The sequence below is a fragment of the Brevundimonas sp. ALps5 genome (assembly GCF_058681645.1).
In genome coordinates this window covers 3,546,748-3,563,522 of the sequence record NZ_CM178744.1, presented here as the reverse complement: position 1 = coordinate 3,563,522, position 16,775 = coordinate 3,546,748, and the positions used below count along the sequence as shown (strand labels likewise).

Here is a 16,775-nt window from a genome sequence, read left to right as displayed (position 1 = left end):
CTCGCCAACGCTGCGGATAGGACAATGTTTCCCGAAGACATCGAAGCCCTGGCCCGCGCCGTCATCTCCGCCGCTCTGGAGAGCGAGATCATGATCGCAACGGCCGAGAGCTGCACGGGCGGTCTGGTCGCGGGCGCCCTGACGGCCATCCCGGGCTCCTCAGCCGTCGTCGACCGGGGCTTCGTCACCTATTCCAACGAGGCCAAGCACGGGATGCTGGGCGTGCCGATGGACCTGATCGTCGCCAACGGCGCGGTGTCCGAGCCCGTAGCCCGGGCCATGGCCGTCGGAGCGGTCGCCCACTCACGGGCGTCGCTGGCCGTCTCGATCACGGGCGTCGCCGGCCCCGGCGGCGGCTCGGCCGAGAAGCCGGTCGGTCTGGTGCATTTCGCCGCGGCCGACGCCGACGGGGTGGTTCATGAGGAACGCCGCTTCGGCGACCTGGGCCGCGAAACCGTGCGGCTGGAGAGCGTCAGGGTGGCGCTGAACCTGCTCCTGGCCCAACTTACCGCCCGATGATCGTCGATGCGCGCGGCCATCGCTGCCCGGTGCCGTCGCTGCGGCTGCGCAAGGCGCTGGAGGGGGCGGCTCCGGGAACCCGCGCCACCCTTCTGGCCACCGACCCCATGGCGCGGATCGACGTGCCGTTTCTGATGAGCGAGTTGGGCGGCCGGGTGGTCGAGACGACCGAGGCCGGTGGCGTCCTGACGCTGACCGTCGAGACCTCTACCGTCGCGACTGGCGACGTTCCGACAGGCTGACGACGCGACCGTCGCCGTCGCCCGGCTCGATATGGGGCTTGCCACGCGTGCGCCAGGCGATCTCCATCTCGGTGGCGAAGGCGCCGCCGTAGAAGATGGCGTTGACGTTCCAGGACAGCCAGATCAGCAGCACCACCACGGCGCCGACCGAGCCGTAGGTCGCGCCCAGGGACGCGACCTGCTCCACATAGATGGCGCACAGCCAGGACGAGATCATCGACATCACCGTCGCCACCAACCCGCCGGTGATGGAGCAGGCCCAGGCGACCTTGGTCCGGTGCGACATGGCGTAGCGGTAGAGCATGGTCAGACCCAGGGCGAGGCCGAGCGCGGGCCAGACGCCGTCCAGCGGCAGGGCGTGGCCCCGCACCTCGGCCGTCGTGTGCTCCATCAGCCGCGAGGTCACCACGGCGCCCGACACCACGGTGAACAGGACGAAGGCGAACAGGGCCACGAAGAAGGCCAGCATGTTGAATTTCACGAAGCCGTGCGGCTCGGTCTCGTCATGGATCAGGTTCAGTCCGGCCAGCAGGGCCTTGAACCCGCGATGGGCCGCATAGGCGCCGATGAACAGGGCGAACAGGCTCTGGGCCGAGACGGTGCGCGCCCCGACGCTGGCCAGCCGCTGCACCTCCTGCTGGAAGATGGCGCGGGCGGCGTGGGGCAACATGTCGGCGACGGCCATGGCCTGTTCGCTGACCTGGGTGATCGACAGCACGGCCTTGTAGAAGCCGATCAGAATCGCGATCGCCGGAAACACGGCCAGCAGGGCGAAGAAGGAGACCCCGCCCGTATAGAGCATGACGTCACGGCCCCAGCTGCGGGTGAAGGCCCGGACCGCCAGTCGCCCCCAGAATGCAGGAGAGAGCCTGCCCTGATGACCTTCGGTCTCGGCCTCTGTCATCTGTCCGCTCAAGCCGGTCCCCACCGCAGTACAAGCGACCGAGTCTAACGGAAAATCCCCGCGAGGGAAGCAGACGAAAGTCGAACGAAGTTTTCCCCTCGCGGCGCAGCATAGCCGTTGCGTCGGCGGCGGGGGCGTCGCTATGGTCCCGCCGACTTCGCAGGGGTTTGAATCCCGTGGTTTTGCGAGGCTTAGGAGACGATATTGGGTCCCGATCCACGCGTTCTGGTCGTCGCCGAGACGGACGATCTGGTCGGGCCCCTGTGCCGCGGCCTCGACGCCCTGGGCTGGCGGACCCTGACGGCGCGCTCGGCGGCCGCCGCCGTCGCGGCCCTGGGCGACTTCACCCTGGAAGCCGCCGTCCTTGACGCCAGCCATCCCGGCTTCCCCGAGATCGCCCCCCTGCTGCGTGAGGCCGCCGGCGACCGGCGGCTGTCGATCATCGCCGTCGGCTCCCAGGCCGACGCGCCCGGCGTCGACCTGGCCATGTCGGAACCGCCGCATCCGGCCCAGGCCGCGCTGCGCATCGAACACCTGATGCGCGCCGCCATCGCCGAGGAGGAGTTCCGCCTGCGTCAGGCGACCTTCGCCCTGCAGGGCGCGACCCTGACCGCCGACACCCCCGATCCCGCCCCGCTCAAGGTGCTGGTCGCGGGCGGCGCCGATCCGCGCTTCATCGCCCTGTCCAACGCCCTGACGGCGGCGGGCGCGGAGGTGGTGGCGGCTCCCACACCCTATACGGCCTTCGACTATCTGCATGAGACGACGTTCGACGCCGCCGTGCTGTGGGGCGCGCCCGACCATGCGCCGGCCCTGTCGATCGCGGCGGGGATGAAGCGCAACACCCGCCTCTATCACATTCCCCTGGTCCTCTATCTGCGCAGCGCCGGCGAGATCAATCTGGCCGAGCTCTACAACCGGGGCTTCGCCGACATCGCCGCCGCCGATACGCCCGAGGCCGAGACCGCCTCGCGCGTCCTCGGTCTGGCCGCCTCGCACCGGCGGCATCAGGCCATCCGCAAGGCGCTGGAGACGGCGCGCGGCTCGGGCCTGATGGACGGCTCGACCGGCCTGTTCACGCGCGACCTGTTCGCCTCCCACCTCGCCCGTCTGGCCGAGGGGGCGAAGTCGCGCCGCCGGGCCCTGTCGGTCTGCGTCCTGCGCGTCGCCGACAACGACAGCCTGGCCCACGCCCGCGCCGGCGGCTGGCTGGACCGCGCCATGCCCCAGATCGGGGCCATGGTCTCGCGTCTGGTGCGGGTCGAGGACACCGCCGCCCTGCTGGCGCCCGAGGTCTTCGCCCTGGCCCTGCCCGCCACCCCCGGCCCGGCCGCGCGTCTGGCCGCCGAGCGCATCGCCGCCGTGGTCGGCTGCACCGCCTTCGACGCCGGCCCCGACCGCTCGCCCTTCGTGGTCGAGTTCGACGTCGGCTCGGCCGAGGTCTCCCCCGGCGAAAGCCCCGCCTCCGTCCTCGAACGCGCCTCCGCCGACCTCTCGCGCCGCAAGCAGGAAGCGGCGAAGGCTGCGGCGGCGAACGCCTAGGCCTTCAGAGCCGCGCGGCGCCTACCGCGGCCACAACAGGATCGCGGCGCACAAACCTGCGACCACCAACGCGATACAGATCTCGAGCACCGGCGAGCGCGGCGAGCGCAGCCGCCCGGGCGTGGCGTCACGGAAGCGCTCCCGCAGCGCCGCAGCTCTTCGTTCCTTTTCTGCCCAGTCCCGCATGGCCAGACCCTGCCGGAGCCCGCCTAACGCCGGGTTCGCAAAGGCGGTTTACGCCGCCGCCCCCGCCACCCGCGCCAGATCGGCGGTGATGCGTTCGGCGACCTTGAGGCGATCCTCCGGCGTCGGCCAGTCGCCCATGACGACGATCTTCTGGTCCGGGCGGATCTTCCAGAAGGCGTGGTTCTTCTGGATCAGGCCGACCAGCCCCATCGGGTTGGGGAAGCTGTTGTTGCGCAGCGTCATGACACAGCCCTTGGGCCCGATGTCGATGCGCTCGATGCAAGCGGTCTTGCAGCTGGCCTTGATCCCGACGATGCGCAGCAGCTGCCTGGCCTCGTCCGGCAGGGGGCCGAAGCGGTCGATCAGCTCGGCGGCCAGGGCTTCGCGCTCCTCGGTCTTTTCGGCGTCCGACAGGCGGCGATACAGGCTCAGACGAACGTTGAGGTCCGGGACGTAATTCTCTGGAATCAATACGGCCGCGCCGACATTGATGGCCGGAGACCAGCCGCGATCGACGACCTCTTCACCGGCTTCCCGCAGGGAGGCCACGGCGTCTTCCAGCATCTGCTGATAGAGCTCGACCCCCACCTCGCGGATGTGGCCCGACTGTTCGTCGCCCAGCAGATTGCCGCCGCCGCGCTGATCCAGATCGTGCGAGGCCAGCTGGAAGCCGGCGCCGAGGTTGTCCAGCGATTGCAGCACCTGCAACCGCCGCTCCGCCGACAGGGTCAGGGGGCGTTTCGGGTCGGTGGTCAGATAGGCGAAGGCCCGCGCCTTGGACCGCCCGATCCGGCCGCGGATCTGGTGCAGCTGCGCCAGGCCGAACATGTCGGCCCGGTGCACTATCAGTGTGTTGGCGGTCGGAATGTCGATGCCGCTCTCGACGATGGTGGTCGAGACCAGCAGGTCGTACTCGCCGTCGTAGAAGGCGCTCATCACGTCTTCCAGCTGGGTCGGGGACATCTGGCCGTGCCCGACCACGAACTTGATCTCCGGCACCTGTTCGCGAAGGAACTGTTCGATGTCCGGAAGGTCCGACAGGCGCGGACAGACGTAGAAGGCCTGCCCCCCGCGATACTTCTCGCGCAGCAGGGCCTCGCGGATCAGCACCCGGTCCCACGGCGTCACATAGGTCCGCACGGCCAGACGATCGACCGGCGGCGTGGCGATGATCGACATCTCGCGGATCCCCGACAGGGCCATCTGCAGGGTGCGCGGGATCGGCGTCGCCGTCAGGGTCAGCAGGTGCACATCGGCGCGCAGGCTCTTGAGCTTCTCCTTGTGCTTGACCCCGAAGTGCTGCTCTTCATCAACGATAACAAGGCCCAGATCCTTGAACCCGACCTGTTCCGAGAGGACGGCGTGGGTGCCGACCACGATCTCGAACGACCCGTCCTTCAGGCCCGCGCGGCTCTCCGCCGCGTCCTTGGCCGTGACCATGCGCGACAGGTGGCGGACGGTGATCGGCCAGCCGGCGAAGCGTTCGGAGAAGGTCTTGAAATGCTGGCGCGCCAAGAGGGTCGTCGGGCAGACGACCGCCACCTGCTGCCCGCTCATGGCCACGACGAAGGCGGCCCGCAGGGCCACCTCGGTCTTGCCGAAGCCGACGTCGCCGCAGATCAGGCGATCCATCGGCGTGCCCTTGCCCAGATCCTCCAGCACGTCGCCGATGGCGTTGAGCTGGTCGTCCGTCTCCTCATAGGGGAAGCGGGCGCAGAACTCGTCGAATAGCCCCGCGGGAGGGGTGATGGCGTCCGAGACCCGCAGCGCCCGCTTGGCGGCCAGGGCGATGAGCCCCTCGGCCATTTCGCGCAGCCGGGCTTTCGCTTTCGCCTTGCGCCCCTGCCAGGCGGCGCCGCCCAGACGGTCCAGCTGGACGTCGTCGGAATCGGTCCCGTAGCGCGTCAGAAGGTCGATGTTCTCGACCGGCAGGAACAGCTTGGAATCCCCCGCATACTGCAGCTCCAGGCAGTCGTGCGGCGCGTCCTGGATGTCGAGCGTCTTCAGCCCCTCATAGCGGCCGATGCCGTGATCGAGGTGGACGACGAGGTCACCGGTCGTCAGGGCCGAGGCCTCGGCGAGGAAGTTGGAGGCGCGGCGCTTGCGCTTCGGACGCGCCAGCCGGTCGCCCAGCATGTCGGTCTCGGAGATGACCGCGAGGCTGTCGGTGGTGAAGCCGTGCTCCACCGGCAGGACGGCGCGCAGATACAGGTCCTTCGGCGCGGCCTGCACATCGGCCCAGTCGCGCACGGCGACGACATGGTCCAGCCCGTGGTCGGCCAGCATGACCGACAGCCGCTCGGACGAGCCCTCGGACCAGGAGGCGAACAGGACGCGCTTGCCCTGCCCCTTCAACGCCTCGGCGTGATGGGCGACGGCCTCGAACAGATTGACGCTGTCCTGGGCCCGCTCGGCGGCGAAGGTCCGGCCCAGCCGGCCGCCGGCGTCCTCGCCGGTCGTATCAAATGGGGTCAGGCGGCGGACGTCGCGGCCCGCGAGCGCGCTGTTCCAGTCCCCCTCGGGCAGATAGAGCCGGTCCGGCGGCAGGGCGCGGTTGGCGGCCCCCGCCTTGGTCAGGGACGCCTCGCGCCGCGCCTCATAGGCGTCGGCGGCCAGAGCCCAGCGTTCGCCGCGCGCCGCCTCGACCTGATGATCCAGGAACAGGGTCGCCGCGTCGGGCAGATAGTCGAACAGGGTCTCCAGGTTCGGATAGAGCAGCGGCAGCCAGTGCTCCATTCCCTGACGCCGCGCGCCCTCGGACACGGCGACATAAAGCGGGTCGTCCCCGCCCGCCCCGAACAGGCCCAGATAGCCGGTGCGGAAGCGCGAGATGGTCTCGGCGTCCAGCAGGGCTTCGGACACCGGCGACAGGGAGATCTTCTTCCTCTGCCCCGTCGACCGCTGGGTCGCCGGGTCGAACGTCCTGATCGATTCCAGCTCCGAGCCGAACATGTCGAGCCGCACCGGCTCCTCGAACCCGGGCGGGAAGACGTCGATGACCCCGCCGCGCACCGCATATTCGCCGCGCTCGTTGACGGTCGAGGCGCGCATATAGCCGTTGGCGGTGAAGTATTTCTCCAGGACCGCCTGATCCAGCTCGCGGCCCACGGCGGCGTCGAAGCCGGCCGAGGCGGTGACCTCCTGCGGCGGGGTGCGCTGCATGGCGGCGGCGATGGTGGTGACGACCAGCAGCGGTTTCGCCTCCCGCGCCGGCCGTCCGGCCAGTTCGGTCAGGGCCGCCATCCGCTCGGCGGACACCGACGACGTCGGGCTCAGCCGGTCGTAGGGCAGACAGTCCCAGGCCGGAAACTCAAGAACCTCAATGTCTTTCGCGAAGAAGCGGAAAGCCTGCGAGAAGTTGCCGGCGCGCTGATAATCGCGGGCGATGAAGACGGCGACCCCGCCGGAAGCCTTCAGCCGCTCGGCGACGGTCAGGGCGTCGAGACCCTCGGGCGCCCCGCCGAGTTCGATGTCAGTCCGTTTCAAGTTCGGGGCCACTCAGCCGATCCCCTGCTGCACGGCCTGGGCGACATGGGCCTTCACGAAGGCCCGGATGCGGGCCATCAGCGGCGTGTCGTGCTCGGGCGGCGTGGGCGCCGTCTCGATGATCCAGCTGTAGAGCTCGTGGTCGTTGTCCTGCATCAGCAGGCCCTCGAACTCGGTCAGCTCGGCCTCGGTCAGTTCGGGCCCGACCTGTTCGACGAACGGCCCCAGCACCATGTCGGCTTCGCGGAAGCCCCTACGCCAGGCGCGAAAACGCGCGCGAGACAGGCGGTTCTGGTCTTGGGTGGCGGTTTCGGGGGCATCGGTCATGAGGCGCGGGATATAGCGAGACCCGCGCCGCGCCGCCAGCCGTGCCGGCGTCAGGAACGGACGCCTCCTGCCAACATCACGCGGGCCAGATCGCCTTGATCCTGTTGGTCAAGGCCGTGCGCTCGTCCAGGCCGTTGTACCCGCCGTTGACCCGCAGGGTGACCTCGCGAACATCGTCGGCGAGGGCCGGAACGCTGACCTTCTTCCACTTCCAGAAGTCGACGGCTCCGGTGACCGATCCGGCGGGCGTCAGCAGCAGATCCGGGTTCAGCTCATAGGCGGCGCCCAGCTTGGCGTAGTTGCCCCGCCCCGTCAGCTGGATCAGGCCCCGCCCGCGATACAGATAGCCGTCGCCGGGCTGGGTGTTGCCGAGGTTCTTCTCGCCCCAGGCGCCGCCATAGATGGTGTTTCCGATCGCGACCTGATCCGCCTTATGGGCAGCGGTGCGGCCATACTGCTGGGCCTGGGCGGCGGTCATTCTCTTGGGGACAAACTTGGCCAGCGCTGTCGCCGAGTAATTCAGGCTCTCTTCGACGGGCTTGAAATTGCTCTCGTGGGCGACCTGGGCGAAGAAATGGATATAGTCCAGGCGCTCCGTGACGACCTTGCGCAGGGCCAGGGCCAGCAGATCACCCGTCCCCTTCGGCGCCTTGCCGTCGGTGATGAACGCAGCCAGAGCCTGAAAGGTCAGGGCGCCCAGCTTGCCGTCCACGATGCCGGCGTCGTAGCCCTTCTTGATGAGATTCTTCTGCAGATCCGAAACCGACATGGGCCGCTCCCTCCGCGCTGTCTGGATGACGGCGATCCTGCTCCCGCATAACATCGTTCGCAACCCTTGCGCGTTGTGCGCGGAAGAATTCGCCTGACATGCGCCCGCCCGCCCTCTTCCCCCTGTTCGCCGAAGCCACGACCCTGAAGGGGGTGGGGGCCAAGGTCGCACCCCTGATCCAGAAGCTGGCCGGCCCGCTGGTGCGCGACGTCCTGTTCCTGAGCCCGTCCGGGGTCATCACCCGTCGCCGCACCACTGCCGCCGAGGCCGTGGATGGCGAGGTCGGGGTGTTCGACGTGGTCGTCGACCGGCTATTCGTGCCCTCGCGGCCGGGCGCCCCGCTCAAGGTCCGGGCCTCGGACGACACCGGCTATGTCCACATGGTCTGGTTCGGCGGCTCGCCCCAGCACATCGACCGCCAGCTGCCGCGCGGCGAGCGGCGGCTGGTCTCGGGCAAGGTCGAGCGGTTCAACGGCGAGGTGCAGATCCTGCACCCCGACTGGATCGTGCCGCTGGATCAGGGCGAGGAGATCCCCACCGTCGAACCCGTCTATCCGGCCACGGCGGGCCTGACCTCACGCGTGGTGCGCAAGCTGGCGCTACAGGCCCTCACGGCGGCCCCCGAACTGGCCGAATGGCAGGACCCGGCCTGGATCGCGAAACAGAACTGGCCCGGCTGGCGGCCGGCGCTGGAGGCCCTGCACGCCCCGACCGGCGAGCGCGATCTGGAGCCCGACGCCCCGGTGCGGCAACGGCTGGCCTATGATGAGCTGTTCGCCCACCAGTTGGCCCTCGCCCGCCGCCGCCGCGCGCGCCAGATCACCCCCGCGCCGGTGATCCGCCCGGGCGAGGCCTCCGACGCCCTTCTCGCCGCCCTGCCCTTCACCCTCACGGGAGCGCAGGCGCAGGCCGTCGCCGAGATCCGCGCCGATCTGGCCGGCGGCGAGCAGATGGGCCGGCTGCTGCAGGGCGACGTCGGCTCAGGCAAGACGGCCGTCGCGGCGCTGGCCATGGCGGACGCGGCCTCCAGCGGCTTCCAGGCGGCCCTGATGGCCCCGACCGAAATCCTCGCCCGCCAGCACTATCAGCGCCTGTCGCCGATGCTGGAAGCCGCCGGCATCGCCTCGGTCCTGCTGACCGGCCGCGATACGACGGCGGAGCGGCGCGAGCGGCTCGACGCCCTCGCCACCGGCCGCGCCCAGGTCGCCATCGGCACCCACGCCCTGTTCCAGGACGCGGTCCGCTTTGACCGGCTGGGTCTGGCGGTGATCGACGAACAGCACCGGTTCGGGGTCAACGAGCGCCAGAGGCTTCAGGCCAAGGGCGATCCGCGCAGCGGCGGCGTCCATCTGCTGACCATGTCGGCGACGCCCATCCCCCGGACGCTTGAACTGACCCAGTATGGCGAGCTGGAGGTCAGCCGGCTGATGGAGAAGCCGCCCGGCCGCACGCCCGTCGCCACCGCCGTCCTTCCCGGCTCGCGCATCGGCGAGGTGGCCAAGCGGCTGAAGGCGGCCATCGAGGGCGGCGCCCAGGCCTACTGGATCTGTCCTCTGGTCGCCGAGAGCGAAGCCACCGACCTCGCCGCCGCCGAGGCCCGCGCCGAAGACCTGCGCCGCATCCTTCAGGTCGAGGTCGGTCTGGCCCACGGCCAGATGCCGGGCGCCCAGCGTGAGGCGGTCATGGCCGATTTCGCCGACGGCCGCATCCCCATCCTGGTCGCCACCACCGTGGTCGAGGTCGGCGTCGATGTGCCCAACGCCTCCATCATGGTCATCGAACACGCCGACCGCTTCGGCCTGGCCCAGCTGCACCAGTTGCGCGGCCGGGTCGGGCGCGGGGCCAAGGCCAGCGCCTGTATCCTGCTGTACGGCGATACGCTTGGAGAGACGGCGAAGGAACGGCTGGAGACCCTGCGGCGCACCGAGGACGGCTTCGAAATCGCCGAGGAGGACTTCCGCCTGCGCGGCGGCGGCGATCCCCTGGGCCTGAAGCAGAGCGGCTTCCCCGCCTACCGCTTCGCCGATCCGATCCGGCACCGCAGCCTGATGCTGGCCGCCGCCGACGACGCCCGGCTGGTTCTCGGCCGCGACCCGGACCTGCTCACCCCGCGCGGCGAGGCGGTGAAGACGCTGGAGGCCCTGTTCGACTGGCGCAACGACCGGCCGGGTCTGGACTAGCCGCCCGGGTTCGCCGCCTTCCAGGCGTTCAAACGATCCTGAACGTCAGCCTGAACATCGGCATAGAACAGATTGTACTGCCTCGCCTTCCTGCGGTCCGCCCAGTCGCCGACCTCCTTGAAGGCCTCGGACTCCGGCGTGGTGTGACGCAGCAGGCCGCCCCGACACTGCGTGGCGATCAGCCGGTCGAGGAAGGCGGGGCGGACTCCCCATTCCAGCCCCGTGGCGTTGGCGGCGCCCAGGTGGCGGCGGGCGGGCACGGGCTGTTCGTCTGCGGCCCCGCTGACCGGATTGACGCACAGGGTCCTGCGCCCGTCCAACTCGGTCAGCCGGCCGCGCGCGTTCCAGACCAGGGCCCGGCGCAGCCGCCGTTCCGCCGCCCCATCGTCGCCCTCCCCGACCTGGGACCAGCCGACCACGCAGCCGGTCTGGCGGCGCGAGGCGCAGGGCGGAACATCGGGGCTCATCTGGTCCACGGCGACCAGGGTGTCGATCTGATAGGCCGCGACAAGACGGCGGCGCAGGGCCGCGTCGGGCGCGACCCGGGCGCGAACCAGCCGGTCCAGGAGGTCGCCGCCCTGCTCCACCCCGGCCAGGACGATCGGCCCGGTCGGATGCCGCGCCAGCCAGGTCTCGAAGGCCTTCAGTACGTCGCCATAGGCGAAGGCCCGGGCGTCGCGGGCGTCGGTGCGCAGGGTCAGCCGTGTATAGAGGCTGGCCTGACGATAGCGCGGGATGCTGATCGCCCCGGCCCGCTCAAACGGCCCGGCATAGTTGGGAATGACCACCCGGCGCAGATAGGCGTCGGCGTCCCTGTCGTCGATCGGCCCGTTCCAGTCGCGGCCGCCGTCATAGGTGGTGGAGTGGACGAAGAAGACCGCCGCCTCGTCCGCCCCCGGCGCCCGCGCCTCGCTGAGCGCCCAGCTGGAAGGCTTGGCATAGTCCGGAGCCGGCGGCGGACGGTAGGTCTGGAACGGCACCTGCGGGTCGAGCCCCGCCTTCAGGATGTCACCCCGCCAGACCGCCGTCGCCGCCGCGACGATGAAGACTATCGCGAACCCGAGCCAGCCGATCCACTGGCGAAAGGTCAGCCGCCGACGGGTCACCGGTATTGATCCGCCTGGGACAGGAAGTCCTGAACGTAGCGGCGCACGCCTTCTTCCAGCGGCGTCGACTGGCCGGGATAGCCGGCGGCGCGGATCCGCTCCATCCGGGCTTCGGTGAAGTACTGATACCGGTCGCGGATCGAGACCGGGGTGTCGACATAGTCGATGGCCGGGGTCTTGCCGGCGGCGGCGAAGGTGGCGTTGGCCAGGTCGAGGAAGGACCGCGCCTGCCCCGACCCCGCATTGAACACGCCCGAGACGTGCGGACTGTCCAGCAGCCAGGCGATGATGTCGACCACGTCCTCGACGAAGACGAAGTCGCGCATCTGGCCGCCGTCCGGATAGTTCGGGTTGTGCGAGCGGAACAGGGTGACGGTCTCACCGGCCGCGACCTTGGGCCAGATCTGGGCGACGACCGACTTCATCGTGCCCTTGTGGCCCTCGTTGGGGCCATAGACGTTGAAGAACTTCAGCCCCGCCCACTGGCTCGGCGACTGGCCGCGGTCCGACTGGCGCGCCGCATACTGGTCGAACAGCATCTTGGAATAGCCGTAGGCGTTCAGCGGGCGCAGGGCGGCCAGGCCCTCCAGACTGTCGTCGTCCTCGAAGCCGCCGTCGCCATCGCCATAGGTCGCCGCCGAGGAGGCGTAGATGAAGCGGGCGTCGCGGATCGAGCACCAGTCCCACAGGTCGCGCGACAGGATGAAGTTGGTCCGCATGATCAGATCGGCGTCCTGCTCGGTCGTCGCCGAGATGGCGCCCATATGGACGATGGCCTCGATCGACTCGGCGTATCGCTCGAGCTGTTCGAACAGGTCCTCGGGCTCCCAGAAGTCGGCGATCGGGTGCTTGGCCAGGTTCTTCCACTTGGCCAGGTCGGCGGTCTCCATGCGGTCGCAGACGACGACGTCGTAGCGGTCCTCGCCCGTCAGCCGGGCGACGATGTTGGAGCCGATGAAGCCGGCCCCTCCGGTCACGACGATCATCCGACGGCTCATGCCGCATCTCCCGACAGTTTTTCGATGGTCTTGGTGGTCGAATAGCCGTCCTGGAACTGGGCCAGCTTGACCTCGCCGCCCCAGCTCTCGACCAGATCGCCACCGACGACGCCCTCGCGCGTATAGTCCGCGCCCTTGATCAGGACGTCGGGGCGCAGGCGTTCGATCAGGGCGATGGGGGTCGGGTCGTCGAAGGCGGTCACCCCGTCGACGCTGGCCAGACCGCCGATGACGGCCGCGCGGCTGTCCAGATCGTTGACCGGACGGCCGTCGCCCTTGAGCCGACGCACGGACTCGTCGGTGTTCAGCGCCACGACCAGCCGGTCGCACCAGCTGCGCGCCTGGGCCAGATAGGCCACGTGGCCGCGGTGCAGGATGTCGAAACAGCCGTTGGTGAAGCCGATGCGCAGGCCCTGACGGCGCCAGGTCTCGACCCGGCCGGCCAGTTCCTCGACCGGGGTGACCTTGGCCTGGGCCAGCGAGGCGTGCTGGCTCATCTCGGCCTCGATCAGCTCGGCCGGGGTGACGACGGCGGTGCCGCTCTTCCCGACGACCACGCCCGAGGCGAGGATGGCGAACTCCACGGCCCGCTCCAGCGAGGCCCCGGCGCCCAGGGCCAGACCCAGCGACGCCATACAGGTGTCGCCCGCGCCCGAGACGTCGAAGACCTCGCGCGCCCGGCCGGGCAGATGAACGATGGGCTCGCCGCGTTTGGCGATGGACATGCCCTTGCCGGCGCGGGTCACGACGATGGCCCTGGCTGTGGTGATCGACAGCAGATAGGCCAGCGCCGCCTCGACCTCGGCGTCGGTCCCGACCGCCATGCCGGTGGCCCCGGCCAGTTCGGAGGCGTTGGGCTTGATCACATCGACCGCGCCGTAGCGGGCGAAGTCGCGCCCCTTCGGATCGACCACGATGGGCGCGCCGGAGGCGGCGGAGGCCGCCAGCGCCGACTGGATCAGGGCGTTGGTCACCACCCCTTTGTCGTAGTCGGACAACAGGATCGCCGAGGCGCCGGCGAAGACGTCCTGACGCTCGAAGACGGCCTTCGCCTTCTCTTCCTCGTCGAGCCGCAGCAGCTGCTGGCCGGCGGCGACGAAGCGGGTCTTGACGATGGTCGAGGCCGTCGCGGGCCGTTCGACGAAGTCGCCGATCCGGTCCTCGGCGGCGATCAGGGCCACCAGCTCATCGCCCGCGGCGTCCGGCCCGATGACCGCGCCCAGCCGCGATTCCCCGCCCAGGGCCGCGACGTTACGCGCCACATTGCCGACCCCGCCGGGCATGGAGACCGTCCGCGCGGTCTTCAGCACCGGGATCGGCGCCTCGGGCGACACGCGGGTCACCTCCCCATAGACGAACCGGTCAAGCATCAGGTCGCCGACGCAGGCGATCTCCAGCCCCGCGACCTTGTCGAGCAGGATCTGCAGCTGGCCCAGGTCGAGCGTCGGGTCGGTGGCGGCGGTCGGGTCGGTCATGGGTGACTCTTCTTCGGCGGAGTGGCTTTAGACCATTTCGGCGGCGGGCGCCGCGCCTTCGGTCGGAACGGGACGCAGCATGGCCTGGGCGGCCTCGACGACCTCGGAAACGGTGATCCGGTCCAGACCGCTCATGCGGTGGATGATGCGCACATGATCGCCGACGGGATGCCACAGGATCGGGCGATTGTAGTTTCCGAACAGGCCGATGGTCGGGGCGCCGCCGACGGCGCACAGGTGCAGGGGCCCGGAGTCATGGCCGATGAAGAGGGCCGCGCGTTCCAGCACCGCCCCGCTCTCGCGCGGGGACAGGTCGCCGCACAGGTTGAGCACCGGCCCGGCCCAGGCGGCGCCCAGCTCATCGGCGCGAGCCCGGTCCGACGGGGCTCCGACGACCACCAGGCCATGGCCCGGCGCGGTCGCGGACAGCTGACGCAGCAGGGCGTACCAATTGGCCACGCCCCAGTCCTTCTCGGCCGCCTTGCCGCCCATGTTGACGGCGATGAAGGGCGCGCCGGCCAGCGGCGCCAGCACCCGGCGCGCGGTCGCGTGCTCGGCCTCGCACAGGACCAGACTCCAGTCGGCCGGGTCGTCCAGATCGGGCGCGGCGACGTCGACGGCCATGTTGCGGGCCAGCCGCGAGGCCTCGCGCTCGACCACCCCGCCCGCGTCCACCCGCGCCTCGCGCAGGTCACGGGTCCAGGGCATGCCCAGAACGGAGCCGAAGCCGCAGAACTTGAAGAACAGCCAGTCGCGCAGGATGGCCTGGGGGCTCCGGGCCGGGGCCAGATAGACGAGGGCGTCGGCCTTCAGGGCCTTCAGCCGCTCGCGCAGATCCAGCAGGGCGCCGAGGTTTCTGAGGCCCACCGGATAGGCGATGGAGCCCTGCACCAGCGCCTCCTCGCCCAGCACCGACAGCAGGGGGGCGGCATTGGACGCCACCGGGACATTGGTCAGGACCAGACGGCGATGTTCGGGGAAGCGGCGGGCGATGGCATGAAAGCACGGCAGGGCCGCGACGGTGTCGCCGAGGCTGCCCAGGCGGAAGATGACGACGGTCTTGCCGGACGCGGCGGCGGGGTCTTCGCGACCTGCCCCAAGGCCCGTTTCTGCATTCGTCACTGCTGCCTGCCGCCCTGCTCTCAGGATCCCCGCCGATCCGCTGACAGGCATAGATCAACCGAACCGTGAAATCCACGTGAATGCTGCGCTGCAGCAGACACTTGTGACAAGACGTGACCCCTGAAGCAGGAAACCTTGGCGGCCGGGATGTCTTGTGCGTTGAAGGACTTGGGCGGCCAATGGCGGTCCCGCCTGATGATTCCCCCCGCAAGGAGCCCGACCGTTTGCCCGACCGCCTGGACGCCGCCGCCCCGCCCGTCATCCTGTGGTTCCGGCGCGACCTCAGGCTGGCCGACAACCCGGCCCTGAACGCGGCGGCCGAGACCGGGCGGCCCGTGATCCCCGTCTTCATCCTCGACAGCGCCGGCGACGGGCGGCCGTGGGGCGCGGCCTCGCTCTGGTGGCTGGACGGATCGCTGCGGGCGCTGGCCGACAGCCTGAAGGCCCGGGGCGCTCCGTTGATCCTGAGGCGCGGCCATGCCGAGAGCGAACTCCGGCGGCTCATCGACGAGACGGGCGCGGACACCGTCTTCATGAACCGCCTGTTCGAACCCGAGGCCTGGACCCGCGACGCCGACATCGCCCACGGGCTGAAGGACGACGGCGTCGAGTGCCGCGGCTTCAACGGCTCCCTGATGGCGAAGCCGGGCTCGATCCTGACCGGCTCGGGCGGGCCGTACAAGGTGTTCACCCCGTTCAAGAACGCCCTGCTCGCCAAGGCCGAGGCGCCGCCCCACACGACCGGGCCCCGCGAACTGACGCCGGTCAAGGGACTGGACAGCGACGCCATCGACGACTGGGACCTGACGCCGTCAAAGCCCGACTGGTCGACGGGCTTTGACTGGACGCCCGGCGAGGCCGCCGCCGTCGAGGCCCTGCACGCCTTCACGAACGCGGCGCTGAAGACCTACTCCGTCGGCCGCGACCATCCGGCCGAGGTCGGCGGCAGCCGCCTGTCGCCCCATCTCCACTGGGGCGAGGTCCATCCGTGGCGGGTGGTCGAGGCGGTGCGCAAGGCCGCCGCCGACGGCCGCGCCCCGGCCGCCGAGGCCGAGAAGTTCGTCGCCGAGATCGCCTGGCGCGAGTTCTCGGCCCATCTGCTCCACGCCTTCCCCCAGATCACGGAGCGGTCGTTCCGCCCGGAGTACGACGCCTTCCCTTGGCGGACGGATGCGAAGGGCTTCCGCGCCTGGACCCGGGGACAGACCGGCTACCCCATCGTGGACGCCGGCATGCGCCAGCTCTGGACCACCGGCTGGATGCACAACCGGGTGCGGATGATCGTCGCCTCCTTCCTCGTGAAGGACCTGCTGGTCGACTGGCGCAAGGGCGAGGCCTGGTTCTGGGACACCCTGGTCGACGCCGACCTCGCCAACAATGTCCAGAACTGGCAGTGGGTCGCGGGCTCGGGCGCCGACGCCTCCCCCTTCTTCCGCATCTTCAATCCGACATCCCAGGGCCAGCGCTTCGACGCCGACGGCGACTATGTCCGCCGCTGGGTCCCGGAACTGGCCGCCCTCCCCGCCAAATGGATCCACGCGCCGTGGACCGCGCCGGAGGACGTGCTGGCGAAGGCGAAGGTCCGCCTCGGGACCGACTACCCCAAACCCATCCTCGACCACGGCGAGGCGCGGGACCGGGCTCTGGAGGCCCTCAAGGCCATCGCCCGATCGAAGTACGAGGACTGAGGGCGTTCAACCTCGCATTCGCCGGCCCACGAAACCCTTGCCGATCAAGAGCCTGCCGATCCGCAGCGCCAATCGGTTCGGCGCCCTCCGGAACGGGCGTAGACTGCCGCGTTCCGGTCTTTGACATTGCCGATGACGCCTGCACGCCGTTGCACCTGAGTGCAAAGCCGAGGCGGCAGCTCTGGATTCAGAAAATGGTTTTCAATCAGCGGATTGGATGCCGGTTTTCAT

At 69.9% G+C, this 16,775-nt stretch carries 13 protein-coding genes; 5 read left to right on the top strand and 8 right to left on the bottom strand.

All coding sequences use genetic code 11. The features are described from left to right. The first annotated feature begins 24 nt into the window (after positions 1-24). The gene (locus ACW172_RS16980) at positions 25-519 is read left to right on the top strand and encodes a CinA family protein (RefSeq protein ID WP_492032614.1); all 495 of its coding nucleotides are present in this window, start codon (positions 25-27) and stop codon (positions 517-519) included. After that, positions 516-761 carry a sulfurtransferase TusA family protein gene (locus tag ACW172_RS16975; RefSeq protein ID WP_492032613.1) on the top strand — a complete coding sequence of 82 codons (246 nt, stop codon included), beginning with the start codon at positions 516-518 and terminating at the stop codon, positions 759-761. Before ACW172_RS16980 ends, ACW172_RS16975 begins: the two co-directional genes overlap by 4 nt. Here ACW172_RS16975 and ACW172_RS16970 read toward each other — a convergent pair. Continuing rightward, positions 727-1,665 carry a YihY/virulence factor BrkB family protein gene (locus ACW172_RS16970; RefSeq protein WP_492032612.1) on the bottom strand — a complete coding sequence of 313 codons (939 nt, stop codon included), beginning with the start codon at positions 1,663-1,665 and terminating at the stop codon, positions 727-729. The two genes, ACW172_RS16975 and ACW172_RS16970, sit on opposite strands and share 35 nt — an antisense overlap. 204 nt (positions 1,666-1,869) lie before the next feature. Here ACW172_RS16970 and ACW172_RS16965 point away from each other — a divergent pair, with 204 nt between their 5' ends. Continuing rightward, positions 1,870-3,207, top strand: coding sequence for a diguanylate cyclase domain-containing protein (locus ACW172_RS16965; protein WP_492032611.1), 1,338 nt, complete (start codon positions 1,870-1,872; stop codon positions 3,205-3,207). 234 nt (positions 3,208-3,441) lie between these two features. Here the strand turns inward: ACW172_RS16965 and mfd are convergent, their stop codons facing one another. The 3 genes from mfd to ACW172_RS16950 form a co-directional block, all read right to left on the bottom strand. Then, on the bottom strand, positions 3,442-6,879 hold the full coding sequence (mfd, locus tag ACW172_RS16960) for a transcription-repair coupling factor (protein ID WP_492032610.1): 3,438 nt from the start codon (positions 6,877-6,879) through the stop codon (positions 3,442-3,444). A 12-nt stretch (positions 6,880-6,891) separates the two neighbouring features. After that, positions 6,892-7,206, bottom strand: coding sequence for an FAD assembly factor SdhE (locus ACW172_RS16955; RefSeq protein ID WP_492032609.1), 315 nt, complete (start codon positions 7,204-7,206; stop codon positions 6,892-6,894). Between the two features lie 76 nt (positions 7,207-7,282). Then, positions 7,283-7,975, bottom strand: a complete 693-nt coding sequence (locus tag ACW172_RS16950; RefSeq protein ID WP_492032608.1) for a hypothetical protein — start codon at positions 7,973-7,975, stop codon at positions 7,283-7,285. Between the two features lie 98 nt (positions 7,976-8,073). Here ACW172_RS16950 and recG point away from each other — a divergent pair, with 98 nt between their 5' ends. Then, the gene (gene recG, locus ACW172_RS16945; RefSeq protein ID WP_492032607.1) at positions 8,074-10,155 is read left to right on the top strand and encodes an ATP-dependent DNA helicase RecG; all 2,082 of its coding nucleotides are present in this window, start codon (positions 8,074-8,076) and stop codon (positions 10,153-10,155) included. Here the strand turns inward: recG and ACW172_RS16940 are convergent. Genes ACW172_RS16940 through ACW172_RS16925 form a run of 4 tightly spaced genes read right to left on the bottom strand, consistent with a single transcriptional unit; the run spans position 10,152 to position 14,856 of the window. Further along, positions 10,152-11,261 (bottom strand): DUF3089 domain-containing protein, encoded by a 1,110-nt coding sequence (locus ACW172_RS16940; RefSeq protein WP_492032606.1) that lies wholly within the window; start codon positions 11,259-11,261, stop codon positions 10,152-10,154. The two genes, recG and ACW172_RS16940, sit on opposite strands and share 4 nt — an antisense overlap. Then, on the bottom strand, positions 11,258-12,259 hold the full coding sequence (rfaD, locus tag ACW172_RS16935; protein WP_492032605.1) for an ADP-glyceromanno-heptose 6-epimerase: 1,002 nt from the start codon (positions 12,257-12,259) through the stop codon (positions 11,258-11,260). Before rfaD ends, ACW172_RS16940 begins: the two co-directional genes overlap by 4 nt. Further along, on the bottom strand, positions 12,256-13,734 hold the full coding sequence (gene rfaE2 / locus ACW172_RS16930; protein WP_492032604.1) for a D-glycero-beta-D-manno-heptose 1-phosphate adenylyltransferase: 1,479 nt from the start codon (positions 13,732-13,734) through the stop codon (positions 12,256-12,258). Before rfaE2 ends, rfaD begins: the two co-directional genes overlap by 4 nt. 27 nt (positions 13,735-13,761) lie before the next feature. Then, the gene (locus ACW172_RS16925) at positions 13,762-14,856 is read right to left on the bottom strand and encodes a glycosyltransferase family 9 protein (protein ID WP_492032603.1); all 1,095 of its coding nucleotides are present in this window, start codon (positions 14,854-14,856) and stop codon (positions 13,762-13,764) included. Between the two features lie 224 nt (positions 14,857-15,080). Between ACW172_RS16925 and ACW172_RS16920 the strand changes: the two genes are divergently transcribed. Then, positions 15,081-16,544, top strand: coding sequence for a cryptochrome/photolyase family protein (locus ACW172_RS16920; protein WP_492032602.1), 1,464 nt, complete (start codon positions 15,081-15,083; stop codon positions 16,542-16,544). Positions 16,545-16,775 lie beyond the last annotated feature (231 nt).

Coding starts and splice junctions, on each gene's coding strand:
- ACW172_RS16980 (WP_492032614.1), top strand. CDS start 25: ATGTTTCCCGAAGACATCGAAGCCCTGGCCCGCGCCGTCATCTCCGCC.
- ACW172_RS16975 (WP_492032613.1), top strand. CDS start 516: ATGATCGTCGATGCGCGCGGCCATCGCTGCCCGGTGCCGTCGCTGCGG.
- ACW172_RS16970 (WP_492032612.1), bottom strand. CDS start 1,665: ATGACAGAGGCCGAGACCGAAGGTCATCAGGGCAGGCTCTCTCCTGCA.
- ACW172_RS16955 (WP_492032609.1), bottom strand. CDS start 7,206: ATGACCGATGCCCCCGAAACCGCCACCCAAGACCAGAACCGCCTGTCT.
- ACW172_RS16950 (WP_492032608.1), bottom strand. CDS start 7,975: ATGTCGGTTTCGGATCTGCAGAAGAATCTCATCAAGAAGGGCTACGAC.
- recG (WP_492032607.1), top strand. CDS start 8,074: ATGCGCCCGCCCGCCCTCTTCCCCCTGTTCGCCGAAGCCACGACCCTG.
- rfaD (WP_492032605.1), bottom strand. CDS start 12,259: ATGAGCCGTCGGATGATCGTCGTGACCGGAGGGGCCGGCTTCATCGGC.
- rfaE2 (WP_492032604.1), bottom strand. CDS start 13,734: ATGACCGACCCGACCGCCGCCACCGACCCGACGCTCGACCTGGGCCAG.